11 protein-coding genes are annotated in these 12,674 nt (G+C 46.0%); 3 read left to right on the forward strand and 8 right to left on the reverse strand.

All coding sequences use genetic code 11. The features are described from left to right. Window positions 1–153: 153 nt before the first annotated feature. Window positions 154–1,596, forward strand: a complete 1,443-nt coding sequence (locus L5M28_RS16585) for an MFS transporter (protein WP_263197404.1) — start codon at window positions 154–156, stop codon at window positions 1,594–1,596. Between the two features lie 126 nt (window positions 1,597–1,722). Here L5M28_RS16585 and rlmB read toward each other — a convergent pair whose 3' ends face one another. From rlmB to zapE, 8 genes are all read right to left on the reverse strand, one after another. After that, window positions 1,723–2,463, reverse strand: coding sequence for a 23S rRNA (guanosine(2251)-2'-O)-methyltransferase RlmB (gene rlmB / locus L5M28_RS16590; RefSeq protein WP_105251407.1), 741 nt, complete (start codon window positions 2,461–2,463; stop codon window positions 1,723–1,725). After that, on the reverse strand, window positions 2,464–4,887 hold the full coding sequence (gene rnr, locus L5M28_RS16595; RefSeq protein ID WP_263203981.1) for a ribonuclease R: 2,424 nt from the start codon (window positions 4,885–4,887) through the stop codon (window positions 2,464–2,466). Between the two features lie 39 nt (window positions 4,888–4,926). Continuing rightward, window positions 4,927–5,583: a flagellar protein MotX gene (gene motX, locus L5M28_RS16600; protein ID WP_105251405.1), complete on the reverse strand. Its 657-nt coding sequence runs from the start codon at window positions 5,581–5,583 to the stop codon at window positions 4,927–4,929. 112 nt (window positions 5,584–5,695) lie between these two features. After that, window positions 5,696–6,991, reverse strand: coding sequence for an adenylosuccinate synthase (locus tag L5M28_RS16605; RefSeq protein ID WP_028759421.1), 1,296 nt, complete (start codon window positions 6,989–6,991; stop codon window positions 5,696–5,698). A 72-nt stretch (window positions 6,992–7,063) separates the two neighbouring features. Continuing rightward, entirely contained in the window at window positions 7,064–7,252 is a 189-nt protein-coding gene (locus L5M28_RS16610) for a DUF2065 domain-containing protein (RefSeq protein ID WP_105251404.1), read from the reverse strand. A 138-nt stretch (window positions 7,253–7,390) separates the two neighbouring features. After that, complete coding sequence (gene rpsI / locus L5M28_RS16615) at window positions 7,391–7,783, reverse strand: 30S ribosomal protein S9 (protein WP_006083052.1); 393 nt, start codon at window positions 7,781–7,783, stop codon at window positions 7,391–7,393. Between the two features lie 14 nt (window positions 7,784–7,797). After that, entirely contained in the window at window positions 7,798–8,226 is a 429-nt protein-coding gene (gene rplM / locus L5M28_RS16620) for a 50S ribosomal protein L13 (protein WP_105251403.1), read from the reverse strand. Between the two features lie 290 nt (window positions 8,227–8,516). Continuing rightward, the gene (gene zapE, locus L5M28_RS16625; protein ID WP_263142838.1) at window positions 8,517–9,629 is read right to left on the reverse strand and encodes a cell division protein ZapE; all 1,113 of its coding nucleotides are present in this window, start codon (window positions 9,627–9,629) and stop codon (window positions 8,517–8,519) included. Between the two features lie 412 nt (window positions 9,630–10,041). On the opposite strand from zapE, the gene degQ reads away from it, so the two are divergent. Beyond that, entirely contained in the window at window positions 10,042–11,394 is a 1,353-nt protein-coding gene (gene degQ, locus L5M28_RS16630) for a Do family serine endopeptidase DegQ (RefSeq protein ID WP_263197411.1), read from the forward strand. Between the two features lie 115 nt (window positions 11,395–11,509). Further along, window positions 11,510–12,592 carry an outer membrane-stress sensor serine endopeptidase DegS gene (gene degS / locus L5M28_RS16635; protein ID WP_105251400.1) on the forward strand — a complete coding sequence of 361 codons (1,083 nt, stop codon included), beginning with the start codon at window positions 11,510–11,512 and terminating at the stop codon, window positions 12,590–12,592. The last annotated feature ends 82 nt before the right edge of the window (window positions 12,593–12,674 follow it).

The raw sequence follows: 12,674 nt of genomic DNA on the forward strand, positions 1-12,674 counted from the left end.
CCCCTTGAGTTGTTCCGACATAATTCAGTGATTTTTTGAGCAGAAATGCGCAATTAATCAAGATTTACCAACAATTTGCAACACAACATAAACACTAACCCCTGATATACTCACTCCTCATTATCAATCTAGTTTGTGTTTTCGGAGTTGTATATGACTAATCCGCTGCGCACTTTCGCCTCTTTATATAGCACCACATTATTAATGGTATTAGCCGGCGGCTTGCTTACCACCTATCTTGGGCTCAGGCTCTCAGTGATGAATGTGCCACAAATATGGATTGGCGGCATGATGTCGGCCTACTATGTTGGCCTAGTGGCAGGCTCTAAGATTGGTCATCGACTTATCGCTCAAGTGGGCCATATCCGCGCCTTTGTCGCCAGTGCAGGCATAGTCGCGGCATCGGCATTAGGCCATGCACTCGTGGATGAGCTAGCGGTTTGGCTGCTCCTCAGACTCGTGGTCGGCATGGGGATGATGTGCCAATACATGGTGTTAGAAAGTTGGCTTAACGAACAAGCCGAAAGTAATCAAAGGGGCACAGTGTTTGCGAGTTATATGATCGTATCTTACTTCGGCTTAATCTTGGGCCAAGGTGCAATCAGTATTTTCCCCGAATTAGGACTAGAACCACTGCTACTTATCGCGATTTGTTTTTCACTCTGTATTGTACCGATTTCACTCACGCGTCGTCTTCACCCTGCGCCCTTAGTCCCTGCCCCACTCAAAATTGCCTATTACTGGAAAAAAGCGCCACAAGCACTCACGACAATCGCGATTGGTAGCATGATAGTGGGTTCGTTTTATGGTCTCGCTCCCGCCTACGCCAGTAACTTAGGTTTACCACCTGAAAAAGTCGCCACGTATATGACGGCAACGATTTTAGCGGGATTACTGGCACAATGGCCAATGGGAAAATTGTCCGACATTATGTCCCGCAGTCGCCTTATCCGTATCAACTGTATATTGCTCGGTATCTTAGCCTTAGCTATCGCCTTAACCCCCTATCATCCGGTGATTTCACTGGTGATGACTTTCCTATTTGGTATTTTAGGTTTCACTTTTTATCCGCTTGCCACAGCGCTTGCCAACTCTCGAGTAGAGCAAAATGAGCGAGTCGGCTTATCAGCAACAATATTATTAACCTTCGGCTTAGGCGCCAGTATAGGTCCGCTTATCGCATCGACATTAATGCAATGGTTTGGCAATAACATGTTATATGGCTTTATGTCAGCCTGTACCTTAATACTCTTTGTGCGTTTACGTTATGTACATTCACAGCAAAAAGTCGAAACCAATGTCACCCAAGACTACATAATGGCGACAGGCGACTTAGTCTCGTCACCACTGGCGGCAGCGTTGGACCCACGGGTTGATGTTGAATCAATTCAAGAGCATATGACGCCAAGCGCTAACTTAGATGAATCGGAGCATGATTTAGGGGCCGATGGCGTCGATGACGATATTATCGATGATAATGACAGTGATGAGGAACAACTCGCCTTTAGTTTCGATATTGAGCAAGCAGAGCCTGAAGCCGCTCAAATAGATGAAACTGATAGCAATCAGGTTAGCCTAGACAAAGCGATGACGTAAAAAGGCCAATAAAAAACGGATTAACTTTATATCGTTAATCCGCCTTTTTATTACGACCAGTTGTTACTGCAAGTTGTTACTTCAAGCCTGATACTGCATATGTGAGATCAGGCAAACGTGAGCATATTAGCTACGACGCTGACGCACTGCTTCAAATAAGCAAATACCCGTTGCAACCGATACGTTCAAGCTAGACACACTACCGGCCATAGGGATAGAGATCAGTGAATCACAAGACTCACGGCTTAAACGGCGTAAACCTTTATCTTCCGCGCCCATGGCAATCGCTAATGGCCCTTTAAGATCGGCTTGATAAAGCTCGCAATCTGCTTCGCCCGCGGTGCCTACTATCCACACACCCTTTTCCTGCAGGTGACGCATAGTACGTGCAAGATTAGTCACTTGGAATAAAGGCACTGTTTCCGCAGCGCCACATGCCACTTTACTCACAGTCGCAGTTAAGCCAACTGAATTGTCTTTAGGCACGATAATACCTTGTACGCCAGCCGCATCGGCATTACGTAGGCAAGCGCCTAAGTTATGGGGATCCGTCACACCATCCAAGATCAACAGGAATGCTTGCTCAGTGTTAGCAAGCAGCACATCTAAATCTTGCTCATTCAATACTTTCGCCGCTTTAACACGCGCGACTATGCCTTGATGTTGACTGCTTTCCGCTTTGTCATCTAAGGCTTTACGAGAAGCGACTTGAATCGTCGTGCCAAAGGCTTTAGCCTGATCGGCCAGCACAGTTAAGCGTTCATCGTCACGACCTTGTAACAGCCACAACTCAATAATGCGCTCAGGGCTGTGTTTTAACAGGGCTTCAACTGCGTGGATCCCAAAAATAATATCTTGTTTTTTCATTTATTTCTTTCTCGTGCTCCGCTTAGCGGCTTTTGGCTTTTTAGCCGGATCTTTTACTGCTGCTTTTTTAGCTTTAGTGCCAGCTTTGGCCTTAGGTTTGGTTTTGCCTGTTTCAGCCTTGGCGCTAGATGCCGCGGTTTTGCCTGCTTTACCTTGCTTAGCGCCTTCACGATTAACGCGCTCACGGGCTGTCATCGGCTTATCACGGCTGGCAGATGCTTTACGTTTACCACCTTTGCCGTCATCACCCAGCATAACCAAATCAATCTGTCTGTCATCTAAGTTGACTGCAGCGACCTTAACCGTCACAGGATCGCCGACTTGATAAACTTGACCTGTGCTCTCACCGATAAGACGTTGACGCATAGGGTCGAATTGGTAGTAATCGCTACCTAGACTTGAGATATGCACTAAGCCATCGATAAACAGTTCATTTAAGCGCACAAACAAACCAAAACTGGTCACTGAGGCAATCACAGCTTCAAAGGTATCGCCGACGTGATCTTGCATAAACTCGCACTTCAGCCAATCGCTAACATCGCGAGTCGCTTCATCGGCACGACGTTCTGTGGTTGAACACTCTTCGCCTAATTGGTCGAGCTCATCGAGTTGATAATGATAGCCACCATCCTGCGTCCACTTTTCTGTGGCTTCGCCTCTTTCCTTCGCCAGTAAATAACGGATCACACGATGTAACACTAAATCCGGATAGCGGCGAATGGGCGAGGTAAAATGCGCATATTCTTCTAAGGCTAAACCGAAGTGACCTTCGTTATCCGGAGTGTAAATTGCCTGACGCATAGAGCGCAATAACATCACTTGGATAAGTTCAGCATCGGGACGGTCGGCAATTTGCAGCATCACGTTCTGGTAATCTGACGGCGTTGGCTCAAGTCCGCCAGGCATAGTCAAACCACGCTCAGCAAGGAACTCTTTAAAGTTCGCCAACTTTTGCTCAGATGGCGCTTCATGCACTCGGTACAGCACGTCGCCTTTGTGTTTCTTCACAAATTTAGCCGCAGATACGTTGGCTAAAATCATGCATTCTTCAATGATTTTATGGGCTTGATTACGGCCACGCGGCACGATTTTATCAATCTTGCGCTGCTCATTGAAAATGAACTGCGTTTCCATGGTTTCAAACGCAATCGCACCACGCTCGGCTCTTTGCTCATCGAGCGCTAAATACAATGACTGTAAACACTGTAAATGCGGGAACAAGACTTCATGCTCAGGCGCAATTGGGCCGCCTTCTAACATCTCCGCCACTTGGGTATAAGTGAAACGGGCATGGGAATACATCACAGCTGGATAAAACTTATAACCCGACAACTTGCCTTTGGCAGACACGGTCATCTCGGCGACCATACATAAACGGTCGACGTGAGGATTAAGCGAACATAGGCCGTTGGAGATTTTCTCCGGCAGCATAGGGATCACTTGCGATGGGAAATACACAGAGTTACCACGGGCACGCGCTTCGGTATCTAAGGCAGAATCGGTACGCACATAATAACTGACGTCGGCAATCGCAACCCATAAACGCCAGCCACCACCGGCTTTCTTCTCGGCATACACGGCATCGTCAAAATCGCGGGCGTCTTCACCGTCGATAGTCACTAATGGCAGATGACGTAAATCCACACGACCGACTTTATCGGCGTCGGTTACTTCATCGGGAATACGGCGCAGTTTCTTCTCAATCACAGGTGACCAAGTATGGGGTAAATCATAATTACGCAGGGCAATTTCGATTTCCATACCCGGCGCCATTTGCTTACCGAGCACTTCAGTCACTTTACCCGCAGCCTTAACAAAACGGCCTGGGCGACGCGTTAATTCAACCACAACCACATCACCTTGACGGGCGCCATTGCGATCTTCATTCGCGACTAAAATTTCTTGGGTAATACGCTTATCATCGGCAATGACAAATGCCATACCGCTATCGACATGATAACGGCCAACAATCGCGGCACTTCGCGGCTGGATCAGACGAACCAAACGCGCTTCGCGACGGCCACGACGATCTGTGCCCGCTTTTTGCGCCAGCACTTTATCACCGTGGAAATACATCAGCATGTCGCGGTTCGAAATAAATAAGTCATCACCGCCTTCATCGGGTTTGAAAAAGCCGAAGCCTTCTCTGTGTCCGAGCACTGTGCCGGGGATCAGATCCATTTTCTCGGGTAAGCCATAGCTCTGCCCACGAGTGAACACCAGTTCGCCATCGCGTTCCATCGCACGTAGGCGACGGCGCAAGGCCTCAAGTTGTTCTTCCTCTTGGATGTTTAACGCCGCGGCAATGCTGTCACGAGTGATAGGTGATTTTTGAGAACGTAAGTAATCGAGAATATACTCACGGCTTGGGATAGGGTTTTCGTACTTATCCTGTTCACGCTCAAAATGAGGGTCTTTGATCATTCAATATCCAAATAATGTGTCTCTAGATTAAGAGACCACTTAACGGGTTCGCAACTGTTCTTGCTGGGCCCGCGCCACTGCACTGGGGGGCATTTTAGCTGCTAACACCTGCAGTAAAGACAAGGCTTTTTTCTTAGTCGCCTCGTCCGCAAATACATCGTTATATAACCAATGATAGGCCATCTCGTAATCCCTAGGACTACCATAACCTTCACCGAATAAACGAACTAACATCATACGAGCGGATAAACTGCCACTTGCAGCCGCAGGCAGTAAATAATGCACTGCTCTGTCTTTATTGCGGATGACAAATTTCCCACTCTGATAATACTCGGCAAGCTTTAACATCGCTTCTGAGCTACCTTGTTCGGCCGAGTCACGTAACAAAGCAATACCCTTCACAGGGTTAGCCTTCACACACGTTCCATGATTGAGCATTTCGCCCCAAAGAAATTGATATAAAGGCTGTTTTAAGACTTGGGCTCGCGCCTCAATGTCTTGGACTAACTGGCAATCATCACGTTTCACTTTCGCTAAGTATTGATTGCTACGGATCAAATCAAGCAATTGATCTTGACTATAAATATCCACCGCCTGCGTTTCAGCAAAGCACATTGAAGATACTAAAGGCAGTAGCGCAACGAGTGCTGTACGTAGCATAACGACTCTCAATGACAGTAGGATGAATACTTGCATCGGCAGTATAACCTATTTCTTGAGCTTGAGCTGAATTTCTAACCGCAGAATGAAACAGAGAAAGGCATAAAGAAGCAGAGAAAAAGGCCGTGAAACACGGCCTTAACAGATCTTAATTGAACGGATTAACCAAAATCATGGTTTCGTTACGATCAGGACCCGTAGAGATAATGTCGATAGGTGTTTCTAATAACTCTTCAAGACGCTTGATATAATTGATCGCTGCTTGAGGCAGTTGCTCAATTGATGTCGCGCCAAAAGTCGACTCGCTCCAACCCGGCATAGTTTCATAAACCGGCGTAACCAGTTCATAACCTTCAGCGGCAAGCGGAGTGACTTTAGAGATAGTGCCATCAGGATTCTGATAACCGACACAAATCTTCACTTCTTTCAGACCATCAAGTACATCTAACTTAGTCAAGCAGAAGCCGCTAACACTGTTGATTTGAACTGCGCGGCGCATTGCTACAGCATCCAACCAACCTGGACGACGCTTACGACCCGTTGTTGCACCAAACTCATGACCTTTAGTACCTAAATGATCGCCGACTTCACATAATAGTTCAGTTGGGAATGGACCTGCACCTACGCGAGTGGTGTAAGCCTTCATGATACCTAAGACATAGTCTAAGTGACGCGGACCAAAACCTGAACCCGTCGCAACACCACCGGCAGTGGTATTTGAAGAGGTTACAAATGGGTATGTTCCGTGGTCGATGTCGAGTAATGTACCTTGAGCGCCTTCGAACAGAATTGGCTCACCGGCTTTACGCGCAGTATCCAATAGTTCAGTCACATCAACACACATGCTCTTCAGATAATCGGCCATAGCCAACGCATCTGCTAGTGTTTGCTCGTAATCAACCGCTTCGACTTGATAGTACTCTGTCAGCATAAAGTTATGATATTTCATAACTTCTTTCAGCTTTTCAGCAAACAGTTCAGCATTGAACAGGTCGCCTACTCGCAGACCGCGACGAGAGATCTTGTCTTCATACGCAGGTCCAATACCACGGCCAGTTGTACCAATAGCTTTATTACCGCGCGCTTTTTCACGGGCAATATCAAGGGCACAATGGAAGGGAAGGATCAGCGGACACGCTTCAGAGATCAACAGACGTTCCTCAACAGGAACTCCACGATCTTTCAGCATGTTGATCTCTTTCATCAGGGCGTCAGGTGCAAGCACCACACCGTTGCCAATAATGCATTTCACATTATCGCGCAAGATACCCGATGGGATCAGATGAAGAACGGTTTTTTCACCGTCGATAACCAAGGTATGACCAGCATTGTGGCCGCCTTGATAGCGAACTACATATTTTGCCTGTTCTGTTAGAAGGTCGACAATCTTACCTTTTCCTTCGTCACCCCATTGGGTGCCGAGAACAACTACGTTTTTGCCCATTATTTGCTGCAAGGTTGCGGTTAAAAAAGAATTTTAACAGATCTTAGTTAATAAGGGCAAGCAGGCTATTTTTTACGCAAAAATAACCCAAATAACGACTCCAGCCGTGACTAATGCCCCACCAAGTCGCTGGATAACTTGCTGATTTTGATGGGAGAGTTCATTTAAATAACGACGCCATTTATTTGGGAATAATAATGGACCAAGGCCTTCCAAAACCAACACAAGTGCCACTGCTAGCATAAAAATCTGAAAAGTCATGCTTACCTCAAACTCACTCGCTTAATATAAATTTATTGTATATCAGCATACTCCAACCAAAGAGTTTTCTTATACCGTCAATTTTTAACCAATAAAAAACCCAGCATAGGCTGGGTTTTTTGATATTCCAAAAACGAATTAACGCTTAGAGAATTGTGGCTTACGACGTGCTTTACGTAGACCCACTTTCTTACGCTCAACTTTACGAGCGTCACGGGTAACGAAACCAGCAGAACGTAGTGATGGACGCAGTGCTTCATCTAATTGCATCAGAGCACGGGTAATACCGTGACGGATTGCGCCTGCTTGGCCAGTGATACCACCGCCTTTAACAGTTACATAGATGTCCAGCTTGTCAGTCATTTCAACTAACTCTAAAGGTTGACGAACAACCATACGAGCAGTTTCACGACCAAAATACTGATCCAAAGGACGTTGATTTACAACGATGTTGCCACTACCTGCTTTAGCGAAAACGCGAGCTGTAGAGGTTTTGCGACGGCCAGTGCCGTAGTACTGAGTTGCAGCCATTTGCTTAATCCCGTTTAGATATCAAGAACTTGAGGTTGTTGTGCAGTGTGGTTATGTTCTGCGCCAGCGTAAACTTTCAGTTTACGGAACATGGCACGGCCCAGAGGACCTTTTGGTAACATACCCTTAACTGCTTTCTCGATGATCATTTCTGGCTTTTGCGCTTGCAGCTTTTCAAAGCTGATTTGCTTAATGCCACCAGGGAAGCCTGAATGCGAGTAGTACGTTTTGCCTTTCGCTTTGTTACCAGTAACAGTCACTTTTTCAGCATTAACAACAATGATGTAATCACCGGTATCAACGTGTGGAGTGTATTCTGGCTTATGCTTACCGCGTAAACGGACAGCGATTTCAGTAGCGATACGACCTAAAGTTTTGCCGTCTGCGTCGACGACGAACCAGTCACGAGTTACAGTTTCTGGTGTAGCAGTAAAAGTCTTCATTATTACAAAAACCCAAAGTTAATTTTCTGTCTCACATGTTGTCTGCATTTGCAAACAACACAAAATTGCCTTTTAGTACCCCTTCGAGCACCGACTTCGGCTTACAACTTCCGCCCAATTGGCGGAGTAACGTGGGCAGGTGGCGGAGTATAGACAAAGCTGAGTTAAAAATCACCTGATATTTTGATAAAAATTATAAAATATCGACCAATCGGACTTGTCATCCTAAGGATTAACAAGCCTCTGGTGATTTAAGGCCGCAGCTAATGCAAAACTCTTACACTACTGGGTTACGGCAGGTGTTCGGTTTTTAAATAATCGTGGGATTGCATCTCAATTAAGCGTGAACGGCAACGCCTAAATTCGAAGTTAAGCAAACCATCGGCATAAATATCTTCGAGTGGCACTTGAGCCGATACAATCAGCTTTACATTGCGCTCGTAAAATTCGTCGACCATAGCTAAAAAACGTCTAGCGATGTCATCGCCAGTCAAAAAGGCGCCCATTTGTTCTATGCCACTCACGAGGACAGTGTGATAAATCCGCGCAAGTTCCATGTAATCACGCTGGCTTCGTGGACCATCACAGAGCGCTCTAAAATCGGCCAACAATACTCCCTGCGCCTGTTGCCGAATACTAATACTGCGGCCTTCTATTTCGATGTCAGCAGTAAGCACCTCAGACTCAGGCGCTAACTGACTAAAATAACGTATAAGATTGGCATCAGCTTGTGCATCTAATGGATGATGATAAATCTCTGCTTGCTCAAGGGTACGCAATCGATAGTCAATGCCAGAATCCACATTGAGCACTTCACAATGTTGATTAATTAGAGCTATCGCAGGTAAGAAACGTGCGCGCTGTAAGCCATTTTTGTATAAGTCGTCGGGGATAATATTCGAGGTTGCAACCAGTACAACGCCTTCTTTAAATAACGCTTGAAACAGCGTACCTAATAGCATGGCATCGGTAATATCAGAGACAAAGAATTCATCGAAACAGATAACGCGATATTTTGCAGCCATCTTTTTCGCAATCACCAACAAGGGATCGCGCACGCCTTTCAGCTCATCTAAATCTAAATGTAGCTGATGCATGAAACGATGGAAGTGAGCCCGCAGCTTTTGATCGCCAGGCAAGGCATCAAAAAAAGTATCCATCAGGTAAGTTTTACCGCGCCCAACTCCGCCCCAAAGATACAGGCCTTTAGGTGATGCTGGTGCCGATTTTAAGCCTAATGCGCTAAACAATTTCCCTACAATAGAACTCGGCTCTTCTGCCGTAGTTAAGTCTTCATAGACACGTTGTAACGCCTTAACGGCAATTTCTTGAGCCGGATCATGGGAAAAACCGTCACGGGTAAGATCTTTTTGATAATGCTGCCAAGGGCTTAACTGAGGCACGTTTAAATTCTCTTATGTCCTTTATTAAAACTGTGACGATATTAGCACGGCCAATATGACGCAGGATATATTAATGCAGAATACGACTTTTACCTTAACGCTAAACTGCATACAAACGTCTAATAAGCATCTATGCTGTAGGTCATTTTAATCGGCAAAATCCGCTAATATTGGGGCTTGAAAAATCCTAATCTCGCCCACAGATTTCTGTTCAGAAACAAGTATGAAACAGCCGACAAAATAGGCTGAAAAAATTAACATTTATTAATATAATGAACTTTTTCAATAAGGTGCGAGTCAGAGTGATTACCTAGGCAAATAGCCGGTACCGATACAGATTTGATCTGGCACTCGCACGATTGCTGATGCATTACATCCAGATCTTTCAACCCTTATTTGGAGTTATGAATAGATGAAAACAAAATTATCTGTACTTTCAGCCGCAATGTTAGCCGCGACCCTGACTATAATGCCTGTCGTCTCACAGGCCGCCATTCCACAGACGGTTGAGGGACAATCCATTCCAAGTCTTGCGCCTATGCTTGAGCGTACGACGCCCGCAGTCGTATCAGTAGCGGTAACGGGGACTCATGTTTCTAAGCAAAGAGTACCTGATGTTTTCCGTTACTTTTTCGGCCCTAATGCGCCACAAGAGCAAGTGCAAGAACGTCCTTTTAGAGGCTTAGGCTCAGGCGTCATTATTGACGCAGAAAAAGGCTATATCGTCACGAACAACCATGTGATTGACGGTGCTGATGATATTCAAGTTGGTCTTCACGATGGCCGTGAAGTAAAAGCAAAACTGATTGGTACTGACTCAGAGTCAGATATCGCATTATTGCAAATTGAAGCGAAAAATCTCATCGCAATCAAATCCTCTGATTCCGATGATTTACGCGTAGGTGACTTTGCCGTTGCCATTGGTAACCCCTTCGGCTTAGGTCAAACCGTCACCTCGGGCATTGTTAGTGCTTTAGGCCGTAGCGGCTTAGGCATTGAAATGCTGGAAAACTTTATTCAAACCGATGCCGCGATTAACAGTGGTAACTCGGGTGGCGCACTCGTCAATCTTAACGGCGAGTTAATTGGGATTAACACCGCAATCGTAGCACCGGGCGGCGGTAACGTCGGTATTGGCTTTGCCATCCCTGCTAATATGGTGAAAAACCTCGTGGCACAAATTGCCGAACACGGAGAAGTACGCCGCGGTGTATTAGGTATTTCGGGACGTGATCTCGATAGCCAACTCGCCCAAGGTTTCGGTTTAGACACTCAACACGGCGGCTTCGTGAATGAAGTAGCCAAGGGCAGTGCCGCAGAGAAGGCCGGTATAAAAGCAGGCGATATTATCATCAGCGTTGATGGCCGTGGTATTAAGTCATTCCAAGAACTTCGGGCTAAAGTCGCCACTATGGGTGCAGGTGCTAACGTTGAGTTAGGACTCATCCGTGACGGTGATAAGAAAACAGTTAAAGTGACCTTAGGTGAAGCGAGCCAAACCAGTGAATCTGCGGCGGGCGCCGTGCATCCTATGTTGCAAGGTGCGTCCTTAGAAAACTCATCTAAGGGCATTGAAATTACCGATGTCGCACAAGGCTCACCAGCGGCCATGAGTGGCTTACAAAAAGGAGATGTGATTGTCGGTATTAACCGTACTGCGATTAAAGATCTTAAGACACTTAAAGCACAACTTAAAGATCAAGAAGGTGCCGTTGCACTGAAGATAATGCGTGATAAGAGCATGTTGTATTTAGTCCTACGTTAATCGACAAAATAGGCCATTTTTTCTGCCATAGATAAGCATAGGGAGCTTAGGTTCCCTATGCTTACATCGATTAAACATGTTAATCTAACTCACCTTTTTCTAGATCCATCCTGCCATGACTATAAAAGACACTCTGTTATATCTCGGTAAAGCCACCCTTTTCGGCCTTATCATGGCGGCCATGTTTTTATTGGTGACACGTTATTTCGATAACCAATCCCTCGGCAGTAGTCTGCTACAAACCCGTGCCAACAACACAGTCGAGCTATCCTTTGCCAAGGCGGTACGCCGTGCAGCTCCTGCCGTTGTAAATATTTATAGCCTCAGCATAGATCAAAATCGGCCGCTTAATTCAGGCTCACTTCAAGGTCTAGGCTCTGGGGTGATAATGAGTAAAGAAGGTTATATTCTCACTAATTATCATGTCATTAAGAAGGCCGATGAGATTGTTGTCGCCCTGCAAGATGGACGCAAATTTACCTCTGAAGTGGTTGGTTTCGATCCTGAAACCGATTTATCGGTACTCAAAATTGAAGGCGATAACTTACCAATTGTCCCCGTTAATCTCGACAGTCCGCCTCAAGTCGGTGATGTCGTACTCGCTATTGGTAATCCCTACAATTTAGGCCAAACCATTACCCAAGGCATCATCAGTGCCACGGGGCGCAACGGCTTAAGTTCAGGTTACTTAGACTTCCTACAAACCGATGCAGCGATTAATGCGGGTAACTCGGGTGGCGCACTCATTGACACTAACGGCAGCCTTATCGGTATTAATACCGCAGCATTCCAAGTGGGTGAAGAAGGTGGCGGCCATGGGATTAACTTCGCTATCCCGATTAAATTAGCCCACAGCATTATGGGTAAGTTGATTAAAAACGGCCGCGTGATCCGTGGTGCCTTAGGAATTTCTGGCGAGCCGATTAATCCTGTGGTGGCACAAATCCTTAATCTACCCGATCTCAAAGGTGTGCTCGTTACGGGTGTCGATCCTAATGGCCCTGCGGCCCGAGCCCTGCTAATGCCAAGGGATGTGATTATTAAATACGATGGTGAAGATGTGCCAGGCGTTGAAATGCTAATGGACCGCATCGCTGAAACCACACCGGGTAAGAAAGTGATGATGACTGTGATACGCCAAGGTAAACAACAAGAGTTGCCTGTGATTATCGATGAGAAGGTTGTGATCGATAACTAGAGCGTCACTCAGCATTACGCGCTCAAAGGCAGAAAACAAAAAACCAGCATTTAGCTGGTTTTTTAATGATTCAAAATTAGCT

Origin of the sequence: Shewanella sp. SW32 (genome assembly GCF_025653365.1) — a bacterium.
GTDB classification, from domain to species: Bacteria; Pseudomonadota; Gammaproteobacteria; order Enterobacterales; family Shewanellaceae; genus Shewanella; species Shewanella oncorhynchi.